Here is a 25647-nt window from a genome sequence, read left to right as displayed (position 1 = left end):
ACCACTGTTTACAGCCTACTGTCTACTTCCTACTCCTATGCTTGATTACGTCATTCCATTTCTCACCCGCACCTTTGCGTTTGACCCGAACAGTCCCCTGCTGTTTACGCAGTTCTATTTCTGGGGATTTTTCGCCTGCGTTTTCGCCGTTCTCACCCTGATCAAGAACCGCATCCTGCTGCGTAACGCCTTCTTGTTTGCGACAAGCATGTTCTTCTACTACAAAACGAGTGGAAGCTACGTCTGCATTCTTATTTTCTGCGTGGTCGCTAACTTCTTCATTGGCAAATGGATCGAAAAAGCCGAAGAGCAATGGAAAAAGAAACTCTGGATGATCATCGTGGTCATTATCGACCTGCTAGTGCTTTGCTACTATAAATACTCTTACTTCTTCCTGGACGCACTTTACGACTTTACCGGAATCGAACTCCACGTGTACAATTTCTTTGCCGCGGCAAGCAACAAGATGTTCGGCACGCATTCGCTGGTCGACACCATCATTTTGCCGGTGGGTATTTCGTTCTTCACCTTCCAGGCAATGAGTTACTGCATCGATATTTACCGCGGTAAAATCAAGGCTGTCGACAACATCCTGAATTTTGGCTTTTACCTCACGTTCTTCCCGCAGCTTGTGGCTGGCCCGATTGTGCGCGCCGACAAGTTCGTGCCGCAACTTTACCGCAAGTATTTCTTGCCCCGCCGTACCTTCGGTATCGCCGTATTCTGGATCCTGAACGGCCTCGCCAAAAAGATCATCTTGAGCGACTACCTGGCCACCAACTTCGTGGACCGAGTCTTTGACACTCCCCTGCTGTTTACCGGCCTTGAAAACCTGATTGCGCTCTTTGCATACTCCCTGCAAGTTTATGCCGACTTCTCGGGCTATACCGACATCGCCATTGGCGTTGCACTCCTGATGGGATTCCGCCTGCCGCAGAACTTCAACAGCCCCTACAAGGCCCTCAGTCCCACCGAATTCTGGCGTCGCTGGCACATTAGCCTTTCGAGCTGGTGGCGCGACTACCTGTACATTCCCCTGGGCGGCAACAGGAATGCCACCGTCGGCACCTACTTCTGGATGGCGTTCTTGAGCCTTGTGGCAATCATGCTTTCGGGCAGCGTGCTCGTGGGCGTCATGCTTGGTCTCCTGTTCGCCTACATTTCCGTTGTCGCCTACTTTAGGCCCGAATCGCGCAAGTTCATTACCACCAACATGAACGCCATGGCCACCCAGATTGTGGGCGGTTGGTGGCATGGAGCCAGCTGGAACTTTATCATTTGGGGTGGTCTGAACGGCTTTGGCCAGGTATTCAACAAAATCTGGTGCAAGCGCAGCCTCAAGTTCCGCGCCATCGCCTCATTCATCCTGTTCGCTGCAAGCGCCATAATCTTCAAGCAGACGCACACCGCCATCTTCGCGATTACTGCAGTCTACTTCGGCGTGCTCTTCACCGGCATTTACGCCGTATGGGTGTTCCGCCTGTTCAGCGACAAGACCTTCCACTGGATTTATGTTGCCTGGAACGTGTCGCTAACCTTCGTTTTCATCACGTTTACGCGACTCTTCTTCCGCGCAGGTTCGAACCTAGACCCTGCCGAAGCCAACGAAGTCGCCTGGAATACCGCCAAGAACATGGTACAGCAAATGGGTTGCGCCTGGAAATGGGGCACTCTTGGCACTATAGCCTGGGAACACATCAACATCATTCTCGTATTCATCGCGGGCATGCTTATCCACTGGATTCCCAAGAAGGTCAAGAGCCGCTACCGCATCGCATTCGCGTCGCAGCCGCTACCGCTGATGGTCGCAAGCACCGCGTTCATCATCTTCGTGATTTACCAGTTCATGAGCGCAGACTCCTGCCCCTTCATCTACTTCCAGTTCTAGTAGCGCCAACGGCGCATACGAAAAAAGCTCATGATAAACATCATGAGCTTTTGCTTTAAAAGTAATTTCTGAAATGAGCCGCGAATTAAACCGCAGGCATTTTGACGGTGCGGTTGAATTCTTCAGGAGTGGTGAAGGTAGGCACAATCTCGTGCAGAGCCTTGATGGCCTTCTGGTCATCGTTGGCGCTGGCGGCGTTCTTCAAGTTCCACAGCTGGTTAATGAACTTGTCCATGTCGATTTCGATCTGCTTACCGATGTAAATCAACTTGTTCTTCGTCTTCTGCAGGCCTTCTTCGCTCATGAGCAGCTCTTCGAGCAGCTTTTCGCCCGGACGCAGCCCCGTAAACTTAATCGGGACATCCTTGTAAGGCACTTTGCCGTACATGCGGATCAAGTTTTCGGCCAAAGTCACGATCTTTACCGGGTGGCCCATATCGAGCACAAAGATTTCGCCACCGTGAGCAATCGAGGCTGCCTCTAGCACCAGGCTCACCGCCTCCGGAATCGTCATAAAGTAGCGGATAATGTCGGGGTGAGTCACCGTCACAGGCTTGCCCTGTTCAATCTGACGCTTGAACAGTGGAATCACGGAACCGTTCGAGCCCAGCACATTGCCAAAGCGAGTCGTCACGAATTCGGTATCGCCACTCTTCTGCTGAGCCAAGAACTGCACAATCATTTCGCAGCAGCGCTTAGAGGCACCCATCACGTTAGTGGGGTTCACCGCCTTGTCGGTACTGATCATCACAAACTTCTTGACGCCGTTCAGAACCGCGAGTGTACCCATGTTAAACGTACCGATGACGTTATTTTTAATGGCTTCCATGGGGTTGTTTTCCATGAGCGGCACATGCTTATGGGCCGCCGCATGGAACACCACCTGGGGCTTGTACTTCTTAAAGATCTGGTTCATGCGGAAGTAGTCGCGCACCGAGGCGATCAAAGTCACCAGGTTCAGCTTGTCGCCGTATTCCATGCGCAATTCCTGCTGAATATCGTAGGCATTGTTTTCGTAAATGTCCACGATAATCACCTGCTTCGGATTGTACTTCGCAATCTGGCGCACCAGTTCGCTACCGATACTGCCGCCACCACCCGAGACCATGCAAACCTTGCCCTCGATAAAGTCGCGAATATCCTTATTGTCAAAGCGAATAGGGTCGCGGCCCAGCAAGTCTTCTACGTTAATATCGCGAATCTGGTTCACGTAGCTCGTGGTGCCATCGCCCACGTTCGAGGTATCAAGCAAGCTACCGATAAACGGCAACACCTTTACGGGCACGCCCGTTTTACCGCAAATATCCAAAATCGTCTGGCGATCTTTAGGCGGACAACTCGGAATAGCAAGAATAATCTGCTCAATGCGTTCTTCCCTCACGATTTTAGGAATGTCGGTCGTGGAACCAGCCACCAACACTCCTTCGAACATCTTGCCAATCTTGTAGCGGTCATCGTCAACCAGGCAAACCGGATTCAAGTGGGTCGCCACGCTAGACTTAAGGCCTTCTTCTTCGTCGGCCTGGTTGTTGCGGATTTCCTTGATCAACATCTGGGCGGCAGAACCAGCCCCCACAATCATGGTGCGGGTCTTGTTGGCCAGGCTCGCTTCCTTGTAACCCGTACGCACCAGGGACACAAAAGTGCCACGGAACATATAACGGAAGGCGCACACGCCCACAATGGCCACCAAGGTATGCAACACGGCGAATTCCACAAAAACCTGACGCTGGAACAAGTACACCAGACCGTAAGCGACCAACATGCCGCCGACAACACCCTTAATGCAGCTCAGGTAGTCGCGCTTGCTAAAGTAACGCCACAGTTTATTGTAGGCCCCGAAAAAGAGCAAGCCCGCAAAGCAGCCTATAACACAAGTAACAGAAATAATCAAGAGTTCAGGGCGGTTAATTCGTTCCGCAACCGCGGGCAATGGCCAGTTGGCAAAAAGCGCAGCCGCCACCACGATAAAGGCGTCGACCGCCGCCAGCACGCGCTTACGCAGTCTAAAGCTATTGAACAAATTCTTGACTTTCTCGTTAAACATCTAATGCCCCTTCTGATACGCCAAATATAAAATAATCTTACCTTAGAACATAAACACCAATCGCAAGTTTACGAATTTATCATCAAAAAATCCGTATTCCCCCATAAAGGCCACATGAGCCCCGCGGTAGCTCAAGGTGGGGGCGAGCGAATAATGCAGGGGGGCGCTATGAATAAAGCGCTTACGGCGAGTCTTGTAGGGGTCATCGATATCGCTACCGGCGTCAACACCCTTCCACAACCACTTGTGGTGGACGCCTACGAACAAGCTAGAAAGCCCGCTTAGGCCCAGATTGCCATAGATTGTCCAATCAATCGCCAAGCTATTGGGGCCGTTCGGGTTTCCCAGGGGCATTCCCAAATGAGCCATCTGCGCCATCGCCGTATCGTAATGGCAGTAGGTGTAAGGTTCTACACGGGCGATTTCGGCAATGGTTCCCAACTGCAGGGGTTTACCCCTCACAACCATATCGTACCCCGCCTGCATACCGAGCATACCCGCCCAGCGGTTGTTGCTGTACTTGTTTTCGTACACGGCCATCGGCGATTCCATGTCGTCCAAGAAGAATTCACCGTACACGCGCACCGCATTAAACAATCGGTAATTTATATCAAAAGCGAGTGCCCCGTTATTCACGCGTTCGGTGTAATTGCCCTTCTCTATAAACAGCGGAACCACCGGCACGAACAGCCATGGTTTATTTTCGTTGTACAGCACCTGCAGTTCGCTCATGCCCACGGTCAAGTTTCCTAAGGCGAGTTCATAGCGGTGGGCGTACAGGTTGCGGTCATTCAAGTTGTCCTTGCTGTAGCTCCAGCTATTCACGCGCAAGTCTGCATACACGCTAAACACGCGAAGCGGACCAAAGGTAAAGTCCAGGTTAAGCATATTGTACGGAAGAGCAAACTGGTTAAAGGCTAGGTTGTTGTAGTAGCCAGGGCCCCAGTGCAATACGTCGCGAGCCAAGGAGATTCGTGCCCAGGCGTAGTTCAGTCCCAAGTGCGCACGGTAACGCGCATAACTCACGTAATCGGCACCGGCGTTACCGTTTTCCGTTTGTACATCAAAGACTTCGCCATCAAAGCTCTTGGGCTTTTTCGCCGCGTGCTGTTCGGCATAAATGCGTGCGTCCAAATCAAAATCAAGCGAGTCTGCATAGCCACGCAAATACAGGCCGCCATCAATGCCCGGCCAAATCGTATCACCTAAGGCTTCTCCACCGCGGTAATCCATACCCAAAACTAGCGAAGCAGCAATTGCAAAATGATGAGCGTCTTTTCCTGCACCTAAAGAATCAGCATAGTACACTAGCGCATTACTTTCTTTATCTGCAAAATTTTTAACAAAGTCGTAATTACGACGAGGGTAAGTAAAGAACTGACGGGATTCGCCCACCGTCTGGCGGTGGTAGTCCATGAGCATGGGCAGGTAATCAAGCGTGCGCAGGTTGCGGTTATGCTCTGTGCCGAGGACCGACTGGGAAAATGCTAAAGACGTGAGTAGTAAGACTGCAGATAAAAACTTCTTCATAGTTCTTCTTCAAGATGCTGCCCCTGAGCGTCCTCAGGGTGACAATCAGGGTGACTCGTCAGTGTAACAATCAGTACAATTAGTATCGTAAAAAAAAGGGGTCGGCGAAAGCCGACCCCTGTATAATTCAGCGAATTACTTTTCGAACGGAACGAGTTCCACGCGGCGGTTCATTTCGCGGCCTTCCTTCGTTTCGTTATCGGCGATCGGCATTTCAGAACCGTAACCGATAGCACGCAGACGGTCCGCTTCGATACCCTTCTTCTTCAAGTGGTCCACCACAGCCTTGGCTCGCTTTTCAGAAAGCTTCTGGTTCGTAGTTTCAGAGCCGGTGTTATCGGTGTGGCCCTGCACTTCCAGGTTGGCAGACTTCACCTTGCGCATCAGGTTAGCGATATCGTTCAAGGTGGTGAAGCTCTTCTTGGTGAGCTTGGCAGAACCGGTCTGGAACTGGATACCCTTCTTGAGTTCGTCCAGGTTTTCCTTCTTGTTCACGGCGCAACCCACAGTGTCAACGGCAATGCCTTCGAGGGTGTTCGGGCACTTGTCCTTGGGGTCAGGAACGCCGTCCTTGTCACCATCGAGCACGCAACCCACAGAATCAACCGGCATGCCGGCAACGGTACCCGGGCACTTGTCCTGACCGTCGGCAACGCCATCCTGGTCGCTATCGGCAGCGCAACCGGTAGAATCAACCGTCACGCCCATGGCAGTATTCGGGCACTTGTCCTTGTTGTCAGGTACGCCGTCGTGGTCGAAGTCCATCGGGCAACCGGTGCTATCGACACTGATGCCTTCCGGAGTATTCGGGCACTTGTCCTTGTTGTCGGGCACGCCGTCGACGTCGAAGTCGAGCATGCAACCCACAGAGTCAACCACAATGCCATCCGGAGTGTTCGGGCACTTGTCGTTAATATCGGCAATGCCGTCCTTGTCGGTATCGACACGGTTCAAGGAATCAAGACGAGCGCGTTCAGCAGCGTTCAAAGCAGCAGAATCAACCTGGTCGTTGTCGTCATTCACAATCACAGAATCCTTGTCGGCGCAACCGTCGGTATTCACGGCGACACCTTCCGGAGTGTTCGGGCACTTGTCGTAAGAATCTACGACGCCGTCCTTGTCACTATCCATCGGGCAGCCTTCGGCGTCAACCTTAATGCCCTTCTTGGTGTGCTTGCACTTGTCATTGGCATTGCTTACGCCATCGCCATCGGAATCACGCCACATGTCGGCACCGAAGTACCAAGTGAGGAGTGCGGCACCGGCAACGAGCGGGGTCGGAGCATAGCAGTATTCGTAGGTCTTGTTATCTTCACCCTGGAACTTGACCATGCGGTCGTTGCAGCCTTCCATTTCATCAGAGCCATGGTAGAACGGGTTCTTGAAGGCACGCACGGCTACTTCGAGGCCCATTGCGAAGTCAATGTTGTACGGCAGATGGAAGCGGAGACCCGGAGTAATAATCATAGGATCTTCGCTGGGTTCAAACTTGTACATGCCCTTGGTCTGCAGGCGAGCTTCGCCGGAGTATTCCAAGAACACGTCCATCCAGCTCTTGGGGAGCCAGTTCACGCCAGCGCTGTAAACGAGCACCTGGGTTTCGTCCAGGTCGAGCGGGTAAACGTACTGGGCAAACAAGTTAAAGCGCCAGGGCTTGGGGTTGCTGAGCTTGGTGAGGTCGGCCGTACCGACCAAGCCGAGACCGAAGGCCCAGTCATCAGCTGTATAAGGATGAGTATAGCCATTGCTATTCAGGTACCAGGCGTGGCGCGGACGCACGCCGGCATTGGTTTCACCCGTCGGGATATACATATTGAGCATGGCAGCAAAGCCGTACCACTTGTTGGTATCGAGCGGGAGGCGGATCTTGGACCACACGTTCAAGTCGCCGCGGCTGGTGCCCCACATGTTGTTGGAACCAGAAGGGCCATTGGAATTAGCGTGTTCGTAGTAAACCGGCAGGCTCACGCCCACGTCCATCCAGTTGGTCAAACCGGCGTTCACGAAGAAGTTACCAGCCTGAGTGTAGTCCCACCAGTTAAAGGTATAGTCCTTGCCACCCTGGCTGTACTTACCACCACGGGCAAGGGCCCAGCCGTCAATAGCAATGTTACCACCGGTACCAACGGCAAAATTCCATTGGCCAAGGGTCTTGGCGTTAGTCTGATGGAGACCGTCAGTGCCGCCCTCCATGCCTATCTGGGCAAAGCTGATTCCAGCTGCCAGTAGTGCAGTCCCAAGTATTTTTTTCATGTTTTGTTTCCTTCTTCGGTAACGAGTTTGTTGTTTAAATATAATAAATTCTTACGATTTACTGAAATATCCCTTACCGTAATATCCCTTTCCATAGTATCCATAGCCATAATAATGGCCTGGTTCGTATTCGCAATGGTTCATCACGAATGCGCAGGGCTTGTCTGCATAGCGGCGCAGGTTGGCAAGGTTTTCCTTAATTTGGGCAACGGAATCTGTTCCATAATGAACCACCATCAAGGCAAAGTCCACCAGCGGGAAAATCAATTCGGCATCGGTCACCATGCTTACGGGCGGGGTATCCACCAAAATCATGTCATATTCTGACTTCATTTCTTCAAGCAGGGTCTTGAAGAGATCGTGACGCAAGAGTTCACTCGGAGACATCAGGCGCTTTCCGCAACCCATCACGAAAAGGTTCTGGCAGCGGGATTCAGCAACCGTTTCACGCCAAGGAATCTTACCCGAAAGTACTTCGGCAAGTCCCAAATACTTGGAGCTGCGGATCACGCCCTTACGCATGTCGGCATCAATCAGCAGCACACGTTTACCGTTCATGGCGTATACAGCAGCCAAGTTCTTGGACACAAAGGACTTCCCCACACCCGGCATCAAGCCGCAAATCATGAGCACCTTTTGACCTTCGGTAAGCGAAAAATCCACCGCTGTCTGCAAGGTGCGGAACGCTTCGCTTGCCTGGTCGTTCGGCGACGCTTCGACTAGAGTCAGCTTGTGGCGTTTGTCGCGCAAGAGCCTGTTCCTGGATTCCGGGATCTTTGCAAAGACGCTGACTTCGGTAGCATGTTCAAGTTCCTGGGAACTACGAACACCATTGCGCATCATGCGGAGCATGAACACCCAGAGCACGCCAAGCATAAAGGCGGCGGCCATAGAGCAAATCAGGATATTGAACTTCTTGGGCTTGCTCTGGATCGGTTCGACCTGGGCAAAGTCCACAATACGCACGTTTCCGACTTCACCGGCACGCACCACGCGCAACTGCTGGATGTTGTTAAGCATTGCCGTGTACTGGGCATTGTTCACCGACACTTCTTCTTGCAAGCGGATCATTTCTTGCTGCGTCACCGGCATGGATTCAGCCGTTTTCTTGAGGCGAGCGAGTTCACCACGCAAGCGATTCTGCTGCTTTACAATTGTCTGAACAGAGGGATGTTCTTCTTTAAACAGACGCGTCGCCTGCTGGCGTTCCTGTTCCAAATGAAGCAACTGGCGTTGCAGGTCCACTTCCTTATTCAAGTGAGCCTGGGTTTCTCCGGTCATGTCCACCGAACCAATGCTATGGCGATAATCGGCCAAAACCTTTTCGGAACTGTCTAGTTTAGCCTTCACGCCAGGCAACTGCGATTCCAGGAATTCCAAAGTCTTTTCGGCTTCGGCACTGCGCATTTCCACATTCTGGCGAACATACGTGTTGGCAATGGTATTCAGGATCGAAGCAGCGCGGTCTGCATAGCGGTGCGAGAAAGACACTCCAATGACACCGGTCTGTTTTCCTTTTTCAGCCACCTTGAGGCCTGCGGCAAGACTGCGGACCGCGATCAACGGATTCGTCATGCTGATTCGGAACTCTTCGCCGACAGTGGCACGCATGCGGCTTACACGAATCTGCAAGGTATCGCCCGCATACAAAACCTTGAGCATCTGACCGACCTTGCCTTCGACCAGCCTAGTTTCGTCTTCATTATACACTGCGTAAGTGTCGTCACCTGTAACCACAGCCCACCACTTTTCGGTGCGGGCCATGTCCGGAATAAAGAGGTAGTCAAGATCCATGCGGCCTTCGCGGTGCAGAAGGCGGTTCAAGGCACTCGTCGGCGTTGCCGAGTAATTCAAATGTTCTTCGGAGACCACGTAGTTCAGTACCAAGCGGCTCTTGATTAGTTCGATTTCGGCATCGGCCGGACTAGCGACATCCAGAATGGCTCCCATTTCGCCCATAGCCCGGTTTGCGGCCTTGTTACCCTTTACATCGATCTGCAACAGGGCATCGCTTGTAAACTGAGGACGAATCCACTGACCTATCACAAGTCCGATTAAAGCACCTGCTGCCAGGAACAAACATAGCGTAAAACGCTTTTTCCACAGAATAAATAAGGCTTCAAGCAGGGTAATTGTATTGTTGGTCGACTGAGCTTGCGCCCCGACAACGATCGTCTGCTGTTCGTTTTCAGCCATCCGAGTCTCCAAAAATGCATAAATTCAGATTTGAACAAAATATAGGAAAAATTATTTAAACCTTACGGAAAATAGAGCTTTTTCTTGCATTTTTTCAACTGGGGAGATTTTTCTATATTTGGCAACCGATTAAGAGAGGAATTATGCTGTCCATCAAGAACCTTAAAGCAAGTATCGAAGACGGAACCCAGATTTTGAAGGGAATCAACCTGGAAGTCAAACCGGGCGAAGTTCACGCCATCATGGGCCCGAACGGGTCTGGTAAGAGTACGCTTTCAAAGGTCATCGCAGGCCACCCCGCCTACACCGTGAACGAAGGTTCCGTGACTCTCGACGGCAAGGACTTGCTTTCGATGGAAATCTGCGACCGCGCCAATTCGGGACTCTTCATCAGCACGCAGTACCCCACCGAAATTCCGGGCGTGAACAACGTGGAATTCTTGCAGATGGCGCTTAATTCCAAGCGGGCCTACCTGGGTCTTGAACCGCTCGCCGATGCCGACTTCAAGAAGCTTTGCGAAGAAAAGATGGCCATGCTCGAAATGGACGACCGTTACCGCGACCGCGGCGTAAACGACGGCTTTAGCGGCGGCGAAAAGAAGCGCAACGAAATTCTGCAGATGGCGATTCTTGACCCGAAGGTATCGTTCCTCGACGAAACGGACTCGGGCCTTGACATTGACGCTCTCCGCATCGTGGCTCACGGTATCAACCAGATTATGTCGCCCGAAAAGGCCGTGATTCTGGTGACGCACTACCAGAGACTTCTGGACTACATCAAGCCGACTTACGTGCACGTGCTCCGCCACGGTAAGATTATTCTTTCGGGCGGCCCGGAACTTGCGCTTAAGCTCGAAGAACAAGGCTACGACTGGATCGAGGAAAACTAATGGACGCCATTACCCGCATTAAACAATTGGGAATGCCGCGTCGCAATAACGAATTGTGGACGTTTTTCCCAGTCAACAAGATTCCGAATATTCTGAGCGCGGACGGAAATTGCCGCGTCGCTGACGTATGCACCTGCGACGAAGACTTCGCATGCGAAGACGACTTTGCCGCCCTTCTGCCGATTGCCTGCAACGCCCGTGAACTCGTGAAGTCGATTGATGACGGCGAAAACGAAATGGCGATGCTCAAGTGCAACAACGACTTCGGTCGTACCGTCTTGAACATCGGCAAGAACGCGAAGGCAAGCATCGAGATTCTTGACAACAAGGTGATGCATGAAATTTGCGCCGAGCGCTTCGACATCAATGTTGCCGAAGGTGCCGAACTCGAAATCTTTTTTGCAAACCCCGCAAACGACTTGCCGCTGACCTTTAGGCATTTCGATATCAAGCAGGCCGCGCATTCTACGGTGCATTTCGCAAATGTTCTGCAAGATGCAGGCATCGGCCGCATCAGTGCGCGCGTCGAGTTGAACGGCGAAGGCGCGAACTTCGATTACCGCAGCCTGAACATTCTGAAGGGTACAGCATCCAAGCACCAGCGCCTGACGATTTTGCACAACGCCCCCGAAACAGTAAGCACGCAATTTGTTCGTAACATTCTCGACGAAAACGCTTACGCCAGCTACGACGGTCAAGTGATTGTGGGCAACAGCTGCAGCAAGGTGAATTCGAGCCAGCTGGTGAATACGATTCTCTTAAGCGACGGTCCGAGCGTTTCAGTGAAGCCGGTACTCAAGATTTACCACGACGACGTGGAATGTACGCACGGCAATACCGTGGGCGAACTCGACAAGGACCAGATGTTCTACTTGACGAGCCGCGGAATTCCCTCCGACAAGGCACGCGAAATGCTCACCAAGGCGTTTGCGAAGGAATTGTTCCTGGAACTGCCGGAAGGACCTGCGAAAAAGCGATTGATGCAGGCGCTTTAATTGTCTTCCCGGCGAAAGCCGGGATCTCCTCTCCTAACCGAGAACAGTGCATTTCATGAACGAAATGCTTTTTTAGCATGCATCAAAGGAGGTTCCGGGTCAAGCCCGGAATGACAATCGGGCTAGCGGGAGTATACGGTCAACACGTCGGGGCCAATCATAAAGGATTCTCGGGCGACGAGGGCTGTGGGGAATTCCGGATAAGCAAGGCCGTCGGCGCCGCTAGATTCTAGCGCACGGTCGACCGCCGGGTCTGAGGATTGCCACAAATCGAGGCGGTTCCAAAGACCGCATTTAAAGATTTCAGCCGCAAGGCGGGCACCCGGCTCAACCATGAGGCGGTGCATGCCGCGGGCAGAGAGATTCGCATGCATTTCGTGCCAGTTCGCGACGAAGGACGCATTACTTAAAGCAACGACTTCAATTGCGAAATTTTCAGCAGCCGGCGCCTCCCCCGCATTCAATTTATCCAGCGCGGGCTGCGGCACGCATGTAAAGACAATGGGTGCCTTGCCTTCTTCTACAGGCGCCTGAAACACGCGAAGGGTCGCTACTTCATCAGCGCTAAATTCGTGATGCCCGGCCCAGATGATTTTGACGGGATTGTTCCCTTGGGCAAGGCGCACATCGAGCGAGGGATTGTCGGCAAGTACGGTGCCAGCGCCCACAAGGATAGCATCGCTCATGGCGCGAAGTTCATGGTTCCAGCAATTGGCGCCTTGAGCGGTGATTTTGAGCGGCGCATTACGCGCAGAACCCTTTGCACCACCTACAACCGCCCCCATGTAGCCTTCTTGCGAAATGGCCGACTTGATTTCGACAAAGGTCGCCTTGTTGCGGACATAGAAATCGTAGGCTTCGAAGAAGCGTTCGATTTCGTGAAAGAGCATGCGGGCTTCGGCGATAGCCTCGGCGCGAGTTTCAGGCTCCCCCGCCATAGCAGCCGGATTGCCAGAAAGTACCTTGCAGCCGTCATGCGAGCAAGATTCGTCCCAGCCGGTATCGGCAATCGCACGTTCGCAAGCCTCCACACCTTCGAAGACCTTGATTCCGGCTTCTTCTAAAATGCTTCGGCTCTTGCCGCGCACCACCGGATTCGGGTCGGCATGCGCGAAGTAGACTTCCTTGATGCCGGCTTCGATGATTGCCTTTGTGCAGGGGGGCGTGCGGCCATAATGGCAGCAAGGTTCAAGAGTTACATAGATGGCCGCCCCGCGGGCGAGCTCGCCCGCGTCACGCAGCGCCATCACCTCGGCATGAGCATTCCCCGGGCGCTGTGTACGCCCCTTCCCGACAACGATTCCGTCTTTAACGACAACGGCACCTACGGCAGGATTCGGCCGGCTGATTCCGACCGAAAATAGAGACTGCTCAAACGCGAGTTGCAGATAGTTCATACGAGTTTGCAGTAGGCAGAACGCAGTCGGCAGAACCAAGTTCTGCAGAGCAGCGATCTAAGTTCTATTCCTACTTCTTCGGGTATGCGAGGAAGCCTCCGATAACATTATACACGCGGGTATAGCCCTGGTCCATCAGATACTTGCTAGCGGCTTCGCTACGACGACCGGAACGGCAGTAAATCAGCAAGTCCTTGTCCTTCGGGAGTTCGCCAATGCGCTGCTTGAGTTCGCTCAGCGGAATGTTCAATGCGTGCGGAGCGAAGCCTTCGTTCAATTCAGGAGCATTACGCACGTCCACATAAATGGCGCCATTGGCATTCATTTCAATAGCCTTGTCCCAGTCAACCGACTGCACACCGGCACGCACGGCCACTTCGGACGGAGCCGGAGCCTTCTTGGCAACGGGCTGTTCCGCAACCGGAGCCGGTTTGGCCTGTTCAACAGCGGCATCTTTCTTTTCTTCACAGCCTGCGAAAATAAACATTGAGGCCACGGCAATCATCATTAACTTTTTCATTTTTTCTCCAGAGTTAAATTATTGGCTACATTGAAATCGTTTTCATCCAATTGCATGTACACTCCAAGCACACAGTGGGTAAAACCGTCTTCGCGCTTGAGGGGTATAGCATTAAACCAAAGCAGGCGTTTGCCTACACCGAAAGCGCCCTTCCAGGATTTAGAAAGGCCCTTTTCAAAAACTTCCGAAACCACACCGTGAAACAGCGAGAAATAACGCGGACGCACCACCTCGAGCAGCCGTTTGCCTTCGATTTTTTCGGGATCGGGACTTCCGAACGCGAGCGAAAAAGCCTGGTTACAGCCGCGGACTTTATAGTCTCTATCTATCCAGAACATGCGAATATCGGGGAACGCAAGAGCAGACATCTGTAGGGACTCACTCATATCAGCCCCTTCGACGACCGGATTTTCAAGTTGCATGTCTAGGCGGCGAGCCAAACCGCGGAAAACGATTTTCGCATTTTCTTCGGTATAGAGGCGCCCGCAAAAGGCATACCAGTCCAGTTTGCCGTTTTCGCCTTGCAGGCGCAAACGCACTCCGCGATTTTCGCTCAAATTTTGGCCCTTGGCGCGGAATTCCACAATGCGAGCATTTAAATGCTTGTCAAAGAAGGCGTAATCGTCTTCGGGCATCATCGCGCGAATATCCTGAACACCCTGGGTTCTCGGAATGGCACGCCCTTCGTCATCGACTAGCGGGGTCAAGAACGTAAATGTACGGGTATCGACATCCATGGACCACAAAAAGTCGCCTGTATTCTGCAAAAGCATATCGACTTTTTCTTTCAATTCATCTCGCTGGGTTCTGGATTCCACGTCCAGCGTCACATTCTTGAGCAAAAGCACCATATGGACATCGACCCCCTGCTTTTGCATGCTGGCGCGGATTTCGTACCAGTTCAAGCCGTCACCGGAATCCTGCGAAAAGACGAACGGAATATCGGGGTAAGCGTCCAGGCCTTTGACGTATTCCAGGAATCGCTTGTATTCGGCCGCCGAAAAAATCTTCTTGAAGGATTTCTGGCGCAAAATGGAATTGTAAAGCGGATCCGAAATATAGGTCGGGGTAGCATCGATCACGCGACCTTCTTTAGAAACGATTACCAGAAAATCGCCCAAATAGTTCGAAAAAACGGAATAGATCTTTTGCTTGTTCAATAAGTCCCTAATTAAAAGGACGACAATCACAAACGCCGTGATTACCAGGAAACAGACAAATGATACTGCAATTAAAAGACCTACAGAAACCTGCATATTCATAATATAGTCTTTTTTCGAACCGATTTAGCAGCCGTAAAGCCAAACCAATCCCATATAGAGCGGGCATTGCCGTACGCCCCCGAAAATTGCCATGTTCCAAAGGTAAATCCCATCGAAACGGACACCGCAAATTCCGGAAAGCGGTAAGCGGAAAGGACAAACGCATGCGCAAAGTTTAGGGAATGGCCGATATCGATTGAGGTCCCGTCGTACTCGATAAACGCCCCGAATCGTTCTCCCTGAAACCGGATAGCGACCGCATAATCCAAGTCATAAAACGAACGGTGATTGACAAGGGCCGTCATCATCGAAAACGACAACGGATTTTTCAAGAAAGCAAGCCCCGCCTTGTAACGGTTCATCGTCCAGTTTTCCCTAGAAAACCTGTCCCCCGGAATCCAATCGACGGATAACCCATAGCCCACTCCCCCGACGATCCAGGATTTCGCCACCGAAAGATTCCATTCGGAATAAACCTGCCTGTACAGGGAATCCATTTCTAGGTACGAACTGAAAAATGCCAGCCGGTAGTCGCGAAGGAGGCCGAGTTCGCCTGCGGCACCCGCCACCTGCAAGGAGGCCTCGCCCACTTGCGCATAGGCAAGCCCAAAACCGGGTGCCGCGATTCTTGCCGGGCTCGATTTGTACCCGGGAAGCCCTGAAAGGGCTAGCGAGCCGCCCGGATTTTGGACAAATTCTCCAGGGAAGTCCATGGCACAGGCAAGGCTCGCGAGACACACTATTAGTAATGCCAACCCACGCATGCTACGGCCTCACCAAGATTCCGACCAATTGCTCGTAGCGGCCCGAGGCAAGCGCGATATAGGCAACGCCTATACCCGCAAGGCGGTCGAGCGGCACATTGACCCAGACGTTGGAATTCGCGGGCACGGTCGTTTTCCACTGTTCGCGGCCGGCCGAATCCAGCAGCCGAAGTGCGACCGGGAATTCACTTTCAACATAGACCCGGAGTGGAGTCTTGTTTGCCCGAAGCACGCGCGTCGATAGCCGGAATGTAAAAGGAGTCTTGCTACCGGATTGCGTTTTCTCGCCTTTGTCTGCGGACCCACTCAAAAGAATGCTCCGGTCCAAGTCGCGGGCGCTCTGGTAGCCCGGCGTATTTTCGGCCCGGCCGGTCCGCGGGTTAAATCCCGAAGGGCATGCGACAGTCGACTTGTCCCAGGCGATACTATCGATGACGGTATCGCCCTTGCAAATGGCAAGTGACCCCGCCGTGTTGTTCAAGTAGCCCATGGCATACTGAATCAAGCGAACATCCTTGAACCCGAGATATTCACGAAGCAGGAGCGTGTCGCGGGTGAAAAGGACTGTTTCGTAAGGGGCAATGGTGTCGCGCTTGGTCCGGGTCTTGCCCTGAGAGGCGCTCCAGTTCTTGGCCCGGTTGCAAAAGCGGTAATCCCCTACCGGGAGCGGACTCCCCGAAGCGTTATAGACTTCGACCCATTCCGGTTCGGGTTCTGCAGGGCAATGGTGAACCTCGGTAAAGTAGAGATCCGGAGTTTCGGCCGCCCGGGCCAAGCCAAAAAAGAAAAACGCCACGCCCCAAAGAAGCGCGTACAAACGCAAAACTGCATTCTGATTCATGAGACCCCCTAGGGGGTTGCTGCCCTTAGCCGACAAGCGGCGCCATATTCTAGGAGCAGGGTGTTACCCGGGACCGTCAGTCAACGGTATATTCGTTGGGCAACATATAGGCAAGCGGGTTCACCGGGCTATTGCGGACCCAGACCTCGTAATGGAGGTGCGGACCCACGGAGCGGCCGGTATTACCCATATAACCAATCACCTGGTAGCGGTGCAAGTACTGGCCCGGATGCACAATAGACAGCTGCATGTGACCGTAGCGTGTCTTGATGCCGTTTCCATGGTCAATCGTTACAAAGTTACCGAAGGTCGAACTCAGCTGGGCGACTTCCACCACACCATCAGCGGGGGCATAAATCGGGGTCCAGCGTTCGTTCGCAATATCCACACCCTGGTGCATTTTGCCGACTTCACCCGTCACCGGATGGATACGGGGGCCGAAAGCCGAAGCGTAGCGGCCGTTAGTCGGAGAAATGGACGGAATAAAGCGCCACATGTAGTGCTTCTGGTCCATGAACTTGTTCAGGGTACGGAAAGACGAGTCATTGTTCGCAAGCTTGCCCTGGATACGTTCGGCAGTTTCATTCAAAATGGACATGCGTTCGTAAACCGGAGATGTCTTGCGGAGCAAAAGGGAGTTCGGGCTTACAGAACCTCCGGTACCGAGTTCGCGGGAACCCTTGTCCTGGGTCGGCAGTCCAAAGCTTGCGTAAAGGCGGTTTTCGTCGGAGAAGAAAGAAGCCGTGGTGTTCGACAGGTAGTCGAGGGTCCCCTGAATCTGGGACATTTCCTTGTCAAGTTTCTGGCGTTCGTTCAACTGGTGGTTCAGGACGCCATCGTAAATCGTGGTCGAGACCATCTGGACGATAAACAACAATACACCAATCGCAACAAAGATCCGAAGCACGGGCCATGCCTTGAAAAGGAACACCGGCATGTGGACGGTCATCGACTTCGAGGAGTTCTGGAAGTGTATGGTTGTCTTATAAAAATTCACGGGCGAAAAGATAGTAAAAAGGTCTTGTGTGGCAATGTAAAATAGTGTGATGCGAAGCACTCAACGGCCAAAGTGCTTCAAAAACGCCATTTTTAGGCTAAAAACGGCAAAAAAGCGACTTTTCCGGAATAAAAAAGTAACTTTACACGGGGTGTAAAAACAGACGTTTTTACACTTCATTATCAATGTCGACAAAGGAGGCCGGGATACCCAGCTCGGTCTGGATTTTGGCAGCGAGGGCCCGAACGCCGAAGATTTCGGTACGGTGATGACCGCAGCTGAGCAGGTTGAAACCCATTTCTTCGCAGGCGATAGGAACGGCTTCCTTGATTTCGCCGGTCACGAAAGCATCGCAACCGAGAGCGATTGCCTCTTCAATAGCAGGAGCCCCTGCCGAGCCGCTGCAGACGGCGAGCTTTTTAATGGACGGCTTGCCATACATCAGGGAATGTTGCACGCCATGTTCGAACACGCCACGAGCCAGTTCTTCAAATGCTTCGCGGGAAACAGGTTCGAAAAACTCGCCCACGACTCCGATGGTGCGCTCGCCTTCCCGCAGGAACCCTTCCACATTTTGGAGTCCGAAAGCGTTGGCTATCAAGATGTTATTCCCCACTTCCATGTGGCCGTCGAGCGGCAAGTGAAAGCCGTAAAGCGAGATTCCGTTCTGCATGAGCCGACGCATGCGTTCGCCGAACTTGCCCACGAGCACGCGATTTTCGCCATTCCAGAATCCATTCGGGTGGTGCACGATAATGCAGTCGGCCTTGTTTTCGATGGCGGCATCGATCAGGCGGTCGCGGAAAGAGACCCCCGTAACGATTCGGCTAACCTTGTCGGATGCTTCGACGCAAAGACCGTCGACGCAGTAATCCTTGAACATCTTCGGTTCAAGCAGGTTGTCTAGCCATGTCGAGAATTCGGAAATTTGCATCGGGGACCTCTTTTTGCCTAAAATATAAATATCGAATCAGAAAGTCGCGGGCACTAGAGCCGCCCGAACCGGCCCTTGAGTTTGGCGAGGGCATCGACTTCAATCACGTCTTCGGAATCGTCGCCCTTGCGCTTGAACTTGAGGACTTCGAAGCCCTCGAGCAGGGCGTTTGCCTGCAAGTATAGTTCCGGATATTCAGGATCGTCTTGCGAGAGGCGCTCCATTTTCGAAAGCAAGTCACGAGCGTTTTTGAGCTCGTGGTCCTTCATGAAGCGGGCCTTGAGGTAGGGCCGGAACTTTTCGCGGAGGGCCTTGACCGAAAGGTCTGGGCGGTCCGCAAACTGAGGCGTGACGACGGAAATACGGCTGTTCTGGCCATCAGGAGCACCGATTTGCGAGGCATACGCGCCAGCAAGCGCTGAAATTCGTTCAAAAAGCGTGTTCTCGGGGCCATCAGGCGAATAAAGCGCGATGATTTTGACGATGAACTTGTGACTTGCACTCAGGGCCGCGATGGCGTCGCGGGCATGGTCGCCACCTTGGCGCATGGCGACCGAGAATTCGCGGAGAATGTCCCAATACTTTACGAACACCTCGGCACCGAGAAGCGCCGACTCGTACGTGGCACGCACCAAGGCGAGGCGCACCTCGTCATCTTCGCTGCGAGAGGTCGCCGCGAGATTCTTGAAATCGTTGATTTTCTTGCCGCGGGAAAATTCCAGGCCGGTAAAGCGTACGCAGCGGTTCGCATCCAGATGGTCGGCGGCAAGGGACTTTAACACCCAAGCCTTGAGCGCTGTCTTGAATCCGTCAGCATATAGGCCGCCGGTTTCGAGCAGGTTCAGACGATCGGTAATGAGAGCGGAATCCGCGTTCTCGGTGTCAGGAGTCGCTTGGCTCTCCACTCGCTTGCGGAAGTCCTGCCAGAAAGCAGATTCTTCAGCAGTCATCAGGGCCGATTCGCCGAGGCGCCAACCGAAGCGCATACCGCCGAGCGCAAAATCGATGCCGAAGGTCACCACAATCGGGCGGACCGCAGCAAACAAATTGAAACTCCCCCATTCGGGGTTGATTTCGCAGGCAAACTTTTCCGGGAAGCCGGTCTTGAAAATCTTGGCATGCAGGCGCAGGTGGTTTTCCTTTTCGGGCGTCACGGTCGGAATGTCGCAATCCAGCTGCTTGATTCCGGCAAAGACTTCGTACAGCGAGACCATGGGCGACTTGTGCGGGGTCGCTTTAAGGCGATCACAGAAAGCGTCGTCGATAAAGGTCCGGCGATTTTCGAGCTGTTTTTTTGCGGCCTTGGGCATTTCGCGCACGATGGATTCAATCATCCATTCGCGCCACTGGTGGATCGAAAGCGCAAGTTTCGCAGGAGTCAGTTGCGGAATCAAGTCGTAAGGCAGGTTGAGAGTAATGCCGTCGTATTCCTTGGTCGCGTCAAAAACCATCTCGCCCGTAACCATGCGGCTAGAACCGTCGAGTCCTTCAATGCGGAACTGCTCGATGGAACCGCCTGGCAAACTCGGATTTCGGATTTCGGATTTCGGAGTTTTCGTTAGTGGAATTTTCACACCAAATTTATTGGATTCAATTCTGAATTCTGAATTCTGAACTCCGAAATCATTCTGCTCCAGCCAAAATTTCGCATCAAATTTCAGGAACTGGTCGGTGTGCTCCCGAATGTAATCCTTGAGAGTCTTGATGGAATTGACCCGCGGAGCAATGCGCACGTAGTAATCCACCAGGGCGTCTTCGCTGGGAGCAAGCCCGAATTGGCGCTTGCGGGCCTCAAGCCCATGCAGGTCTTCGACGACGCGCTCGTTGTGGGTCATGAAGGCGAAGGGGCGGGCCATTTGCCCAAGCACCACGGCCTCGCGCCAGAAAATTTCGGCACACTCGTCCGGGTTCACGCGGGCGTAATCCACCCGGTGACCGCGACTGATGACAAGCCCCCTGAAGCTCACTTCTTCGACGGCCTCGACAAAGCCGCGTTCCTGATTCCAGGTCGGCATAAACCAGCGGCGGGTACAGAAGGGTTCTGCCACCTGCATAATCCATTCAGGCTTGATTTCGGCACCCTTGTTCAAAAAAATGCGGCTTGTTTCGCGGACTTCGGCGCTAAAGAGCCATTCCACACTCTTGCCGTACAAATCGCTGCCGGGGAACACATGCGTTTCGCGGCCGCTCACCAGTCGGTAGCAGCCGTTTTCGATATCGCGGCGGGCAATTCCTCCGAGGAATCCCGAAAGGAGTGCAATGTGCAAATTGTCGGCGTGGAAACTGTCGAGCGGGCAGACGCGGTTTTCGTATTTCACGTCGAGAATGCGGCCGAATTGCTCGTACAAATCAATCCATTCGCGGCAACGCAAAAAATGCAGGCTGAACTTGTCGCAATACTTGCGCAACTTGTTCCACGATTTTCCGTCCCATTCACTGCAGAAACCATTCCACATGCAAATGTAGGTGAGAAAGTCGCTCTTGTGGCCCGCAAACTTGCGGTGCAGCTGACGGATTCGGGTGCGCTCAGGCTCTTCGCTCGGCACCACGCGCGGGTCCTGGATGCTAAGGGCCGAGCAAACGATGAGCGCCGGCTGCAAGACGCCCGCTTCTCGGGCCCGCAAAAGCACCGCCGAGAGTGCCACGTCCATAGGCAAGCGAGTCATTTCGCGTCCAAGCTTCGTCACATGGCCGCTGGAATTGTCCGCAGTCAACGCGCCGAGTTCGAAAAGCGTCTTGTACGCGCCGCGGAATGCCGAATGCGGCGGCGACTGCAGGAACGGGAAATTTTCGAGTTCAAGCCCGAGGCTTCTGAGTTGCAAAACGACGTTCGCGAGATTACTACGCCGGATTTCCGGCTCCGTAAACTCGTCTCGCTTCTCGAATTCTTCGGGCGAATAAAGTCGAATACACACGCCGGGCTTTACGCGCCCCGCGCGCCCTGTACGTTGTCGCGCAGACGCTTTTGAAATTTCTTCTACCGGAAGCCCCTGGATACGCGACTGCGCGTTGTAGCGCGAGATGCGGGCCATGCCCGTATCGACCACGTAGGCAATTCCCGGAATCGTCAAGGAAGTTTCGGCAATGTTTGTCGCGAGCACCACGCGGGTCTTTCCCGTATGCTTAAAGATGCGGCGCTGTTCATCGGGGCTCATGCGGCCATAAAGCGGCAAGATATCGAAACTCGCCGAATCCAGTTCGTGGGCAAGCTCCCCCGCTAAATCCTGAATGTCGCGCTCGGTCGGCAAAAAACAAAGCAGATGGTCGCGGTGGCGAGTTTCCAGGTCGAGAATCGCATCCCGCGCTTCATCTAATAATCCTGAGTCACCTTTCCCGCTGGCATCTCTCAATTCCGAATTCTGAATTCCGAATTCCGAATTAAAATAATATTCCACATCCACCGGGAACGTGCGCCCCTCGGCTTCCATCACGCAGCTATTGTCATAGAATTCTTCGAAAAGCTTCGCATCCAATGTCGCGGAGGCCACAATCAGCTTGAACTCGGGGCGAGCCTGTAAAACCGTCTTGAAAATGCCAAGCAGGATATCGATGTTCAACGAACGTTCATGCGCTTCGTCAATCACAATCGCCGAATACTGGCGGAAGAGTCTATCGCGACGGAATTCCTGCAACAGGATACCGTCGGTCATGACCTTGATGGGGGCATCACTCTGGCCCTGCTCCCAAAAGCGAATCTTGGTGCTGACGAGCGTTTCGTCCTTGAGTTCTTCGCGCAGGCGGTCCGCAATAGAAATCGCCGCCAGGCGCCTCGGCTCCGTCACACCGATTTTAAAGGGGTTCTGAGGACGCGCTTCGCTCTCTGGTGTCTGAGATTCCGAAACCTCTCTTCCTACTTCCGACTTCTTGCAGTCTACTTTTTTAGCATACCACTCCAGCAGAAATTTCGGCAACTGCGTCGACTTACCGGACCCAGTATCCGCTTTGACAATCACCACCTGGTGCTTTTCAAGCAACTCAAAAAATTCTTCCCGATGTTCAACAACAGGAAGTTCCGGGTATTCGATTTTCAAGTTCTGCAAGGACATGCTTGATGTGAGATGTGTAATGTGAAATGTGAAATGTGAAATGTTTAATTATTAATTACTCATTCCACATTAATCATTACTCATTCTTTAATATGTCCGCACTTGTCGCAAGTCAGCTTGTAGCTATTATCGGGGTCGACGACCATCACGCCGTCACATTCCGGCACTTCGCACGGGAGTTCGCCAGGCATCACTTCGCGGTACGTTTCTTTTTCAGCCATATTATTCTCCGATTTCCTTGAGGTAACGGGCCAAGGCATCTTGCCACGTCGGGAGCGGCTTGAAACCGTTTGCAACGAGTTTGCTCTTGTCGAGGCGGCTGTTGAACGGGCGCGCAGCCTTGCTTAAGCCATATTCGGCGGTAGTTACCGGAACCACCTTGGTGGAGAGGCCGGCCTGCTTGTAGATTTCGCAGGTAAAGTCATACCAGCTGATGTATCCGCCTTCGTTGGTGGCGTGGTAGTAGCCGTACTTTTCGGTTTCGTTCATGTCCACGAGCAGGCGCGAAAGGTCGAGCGTGTAAGTCGGAGTGCCGATCTGGTCGTTCACCACGCGCACGGTATCGTGAGTTTTGCCCACGTTCAGCATGGTCTTGATAAAATTCTTGCCATTGAGGCCGAACACCCAAGCGATTCGCACAATAAAGTACTTGCTGAGGGTATTCGCGACTGCAAGTTCACCTTCGAGCTTGGTCTGGCCATAAACATTCAGAGGTTTGTAATCCTTGCAGTCGGGCTGCCAAGGTTCCGTGCCCTGACCGTTGAACACGTAGTCGGTGCTAATATAGGTCATCTTGCAGCCCAGGCGCTTGCAGGCATCGGCAATGTTCTGCGTACCGCCGGCATTTACCGCGCGGACCTTCGCCACGTTGGCATCGTCTTCGGCCATGTCAACTGCAGTCCATGCGGCACAGTGGATCACGGCATCGGGCTTGATCTCAGAAAGAGCCTTGTCGACGGCGACAGAGTCCGTAATGTCGAGCTGCACATAAGGCATCGTTGTAACGGCAGATCCGTCAGCCACACCGCTGTAGGCAGGTGCCATATCGGAACCAACGCCCGTATGGCCGCGCTTTGCAAGTTCATTCATTACATCATGGCCCAGCTGGCCACCCACACCTGTCACAAAGAATTTCATAGTAAAACCTCAGGGTTAAATATAGCATATACGAGAAGCCGATGCTGACTTTCGTCAGCATGACAGTAGGCAAACAATGCTGATGCTGACCGAAGCCTGTCCTGAAAAGTGTCGGCCAAGAAAGCCTTCGCAAGAGTGCGCAAATGAGTGTCGCAGCGGCAAGTTTACTTGCCGATATGACCGAATGCAGCCACGGACGCCGCAGGCGTCAACTCCGAGCTGGGGTCTCTCCTTACGAAGACCATGCGCACTAAGCACTAAAAGTGCTAAGTGCTGTCCGCCCTCCCGCATATAAAAAAGATTGTTTTGCCTACATAAAGGAACGTCTCGCTTTCGCGAGACGTTCCTCATCCACAATATAGGAGCATTTGGATGTTAAGTATTAGCGAGTCACACGCACCTGGGTGAGCTTGCCACCCTGCTTGACCATGTAGACACCGGTCTGCTGGAACTTGGCAAAGAGAGCGTCAGAGATGGATGCGCCGGCGACAACTTCAACCTTGCCGAGAGCGCGACCCTGCATGTCGAACACCTGGTAGGTCTTGCCAGTAGCGTTCAGGCGGAGGTCAGCAGCGATAGCCTGCGGTTCACCACCTTCCTTGCTGAACTTCACGTAGTCAACGTTGGTGTTGTCGTTGGCAATCGTGATGCGAAGAACATGCTGACCCTTGGTAAGCGTAGCCTTACCGGTAGCGTCTTCATAGGCATCCCAGTCGTTGCTTGTACCCGTGAAGGAGAGCGAAGCAATCTGCTTGCCATCGATAGCGAGGTTCAACTTGCCAGCACCGGAACCATTCGAAACAGAAGCCACGATATCGTATTCACCATCTTCAGCAACATTCACGGTATATTCCATCCACTGGTCGGCACTCGTATAACCGATAGCCTTGCCAGTACCGCTGTTCACAATACCGATATTGCTGTAATCGGAACCACGGTAATCCTTATCGACTTCAGCACTCGAACTTACACTGGAGTTGCCATAGGTAGAATCCTGGTTACCTTCGTCAAAGTTTTCAGCTTCGACAATACCCGGAATAGAAGCCGGGGTACCACCAAACGCCTTGCGTTCAATCGGCTTCGGCGGTTCAGGCGGAACATATTCGCCTACATAAACGCGAGCATGGGGGAAGTCCATACGGCCATTGCGAACTTCGCCATTGACGTTGCCCGCTTCACCAAGCACCTTGGCTTCATAGAGCACGCCCATTTCCATGCCCATCTTTTCCCACTGTCTCATGTGTTCGGAAATATTGATGGAGCCGCAGTCACGCGGAGAAGTACGGACACTGAAGTACTGGTAGAACTGCACGTTGCCGCTGTTCTTAATAGCCGGACCCGTACGGGTATTGCGGTAAACCGTATAAGTACCGCCATCAACTGTAATGGTACCCTTTCTTTCGTTACCGATCCAGCTACCCGGCATATCGTTAGCGAGGGTGTTATCGATCACGTAGTATTCGACCAATCTGCTGGCCGTTCCAGAAACGCCTTCCATCCAGCCGTACACACCAATGTAGGAGTAACCCACATTTTGTGCCGGAGACTTCACGAGCTTGAATTCGGCAATCATGTCGCCATCAAGCTGCTTATAAGTCTTGTTACTACCAAGGGAAAGACCGGCGCGGCAGAGATAGTCCTTGGCTCCCGTAATGGAACAATCCATGGAACCATCGCTATAGAACGTAGCACTGCCACCATGGCCGTTTTCGTCCCAGAGTTCGTAACCGATATCGCCGATTTTACCAGTCTGGTTCGAAGTAATCGTCACTTTCTGGCCGGAATGAGATGCATTGCTGCAGAAATCCTGAGCAAACGCTCCGGACATACCAAAGGCAAGCACCAAGCCCGTTTTAACTAAAAGATTGGTTTTCATAATATACTCCTTAAGAAAATCCCGTTTAACCTTTAACCTAAAGTTATATCTATTTGGTCTAATTTGGAATAGAG

17 protein-coding genes and 1 pseudogene are annotated in these 25647 nt (G+C 52.8%); 3 read left to right on the top strand and 15 right to left on the bottom strand.

What is annotated here, in order from left to right; genetic code table 11:
• Positions 1–37: 37 nt before the first annotated feature.
• Complete coding sequence (locus tag B7988_RS11845) at positions 38–1888, top strand: MBOAT family O-acyltransferase (RefSeq protein ID WP_088658073.1); 1851 nt, start codon at positions 38–40, stop codon at positions 1886–1888.
• An 85-nt stretch (positions 1889–1973) separates the two neighbouring features.
• Here the strand turns inward: B7988_RS11845 and B7988_RS11840 are convergent, their stop codons facing one another.
• The 4 genes from B7988_RS11840 to B7988_RS11825 all read right to left on the bottom strand — a co-directional run bounded on the left by B7988_RS11840 (position 1974) and on the right by B7988_RS11825 (position 9914).
• Entirely contained in the window at positions 1974–3935 is a 1962-nt protein-coding gene (locus B7988_RS11840) for a nucleoside-diphosphate sugar epimerase/dehydratase (RefSeq protein WP_073317203.1), read from the bottom strand.
• A 42-nt stretch (positions 3936–3977) separates the two neighbouring features.
• Positions 3978–5465 carry a hypothetical protein gene (locus B7988_RS11835; protein WP_088658072.1) on the bottom strand — a complete coding sequence of 496 codons (1488 nt, stop codon included), beginning with the start codon at positions 5463–5465 and terminating at the stop codon, positions 3978–3980.
• 135 nt (positions 5466–5600) lie between these two features.
• Complete coding sequence (locus B7988_RS11830; RefSeq protein ID WP_073317210.1) at positions 5601–7718, bottom strand: OmpA family protein; 2118 nt, start codon at positions 7716–7718, stop codon at positions 5601–5603.
• A gap of 51 nt (positions 7719–7769) precedes the next feature.
• The gene (locus tag B7988_RS11825; protein WP_088658071.1) at positions 7770–9914 is read right to left on the bottom strand and encodes a polysaccharide biosynthesis tyrosine autokinase; all 2145 of its coding nucleotides are present in this window, start codon (positions 9912–9914) and stop codon (positions 7770–7772) included.
• A gap of 143 nt (positions 9915–10057) precedes the next feature.
• On the opposite strand from B7988_RS11825, the gene sufC reads away from it, so the two are divergent.
• On the top strand, positions 10058–10804 hold the full coding sequence (sufC, locus tag B7988_RS11820; protein WP_088658070.1) for a Fe-S cluster assembly ATPase SufC: 747 nt from the start codon (positions 10058–10060) through the stop codon (positions 10802–10804).
• Complete coding sequence (locus tag B7988_RS11815; protein ID WP_088658069.1) at positions 10804–11799, top strand: SufD family Fe-S cluster assembly protein; 996 nt, start codon at positions 10804–10806, stop codon at positions 11797–11799. The genes sufC and B7988_RS11815 overlap by 1 nt, the downstream gene beginning before the upstream one ends.
• A 122-nt stretch (positions 11800–11921) precedes the next feature.
• Here B7988_RS11815 and ribD read toward each other — a convergent pair whose 3' ends face one another.
• The 11 genes and pseudogenes from ribD to B7988_RS15475 form a co-directional block, all read right to left on the bottom strand.
• On the bottom strand, positions 11922–13196 hold the full coding sequence (gene ribD, locus B7988_RS11810; protein ID WP_088658068.1) for a bifunctional diaminohydroxyphosphoribosylaminopyrimidine deaminase/5-amino-6-(5-phosphoribosylamino)uracil reductase RibD: 1275 nt from the start codon (positions 13194–13196) through the stop codon (positions 11922–11924).
• Between the two features lie 70 nt (positions 13197–13266).
• Positions 13267–13716 (bottom strand): rhodanese-like domain-containing protein, encoded by a 450-nt coding sequence (locus tag B7988_RS11805; RefSeq protein ID WP_088658067.1) that lies wholly within the window; start codon positions 13714–13716, stop codon positions 13267–13269.
• Positions 13713–14876 (bottom strand): hypothetical protein, encoded by a 1164-nt coding sequence (locus B7988_RS11800; RefSeq protein WP_139260927.1) that lies wholly within the window; start codon positions 14874–14876, stop codon positions 13713–13715. Before B7988_RS11800 ends, B7988_RS11805 begins: the two co-directional genes overlap by 4 nt.
• A 98-nt stretch (positions 14877–14974) precedes the next feature.
• The gene (locus B7988_RS11795; RefSeq protein ID WP_141225652.1) at positions 14975–15691 is read right to left on the bottom strand and encodes a hypothetical protein; all 717 of its coding nucleotides are present in this window, start codon (positions 15689–15691) and stop codon (positions 14975–14977) included.
• Positions 15692–15743: 52 nt separating this feature from the next.
• The gene (locus B7988_RS11790; RefSeq protein ID WP_088658065.1) at positions 15744–16583 is read right to left on the bottom strand and encodes a lamin tail domain-containing protein; all 840 of its coding nucleotides are present in this window, start codon (positions 16581–16583) and stop codon (positions 15744–15746) included.
• Positions 16584–16659: 76 nt separating this feature from the next.
• Entirely contained in the window at positions 16660–17580 is a 921-nt protein-coding gene (locus tag B7988_RS11785) for a M23 family metallopeptidase (RefSeq protein ID WP_088658080.1), read from the bottom strand.
• A gap of 169 nt (positions 17581–17749) precedes the next feature.
• A complete protein-coding gene (locus B7988_RS11780) occupies positions 17750–18514 on the bottom strand; it encodes a Nif3-like dinuclear metal center hexameric protein (RefSeq protein ID WP_073317237.1) in 765 nt (254 codons plus the stop codon).
• A 53-nt stretch (positions 18515–18567) separates the two neighbouring features.
• Entirely contained in the window at positions 18568–22560 is a 3993-nt protein-coding gene (locus tag B7988_RS11775) for a DUF3418 domain-containing protein (protein ID WP_088658064.1), read from the bottom strand.
• Positions 22561–22640: 80 nt separating this feature from the next.
• On the bottom strand, positions 22641–22781 hold the full coding sequence (locus tag B7988_RS15085) for a hypothetical protein (protein WP_158212913.1): 141 nt from the start codon (positions 22779–22781) through the stop codon (positions 22641–22643).
• A gap of 1 nt (position 22782) precedes the next feature.
• Entirely contained in the window at positions 22783–23697 is a 915-nt protein-coding gene (rfbD, locus tag B7988_RS11770) for a dTDP-4-dehydrorhamnose reductase (protein ID WP_088658063.1), read from the bottom strand.
• A gap of 610 nt (positions 23698–24307) precedes the next feature.
• Positions 24308–25573, bottom strand: a pseudogene (locus B7988_RS15475) (glycoside hydrolase family 11 protein); the annotation flags it as partial.
• Positions 25574–25647 lie beyond the last annotated feature (74 nt).

Origin of the sequence: Fibrobacter sp. UWB1 (genome assembly GCF_002210325.1) — a bacterium.
Taxonomy (GTDB): Bacteria; Fibrobacterota; Fibrobacteria; order Fibrobacterales; family Fibrobacteraceae; genus Fibrobacter.
Note: the sequence above shows the minus strand (reverse complement) of the source record. Positions and strands in the feature narration are given on the sequence as shown.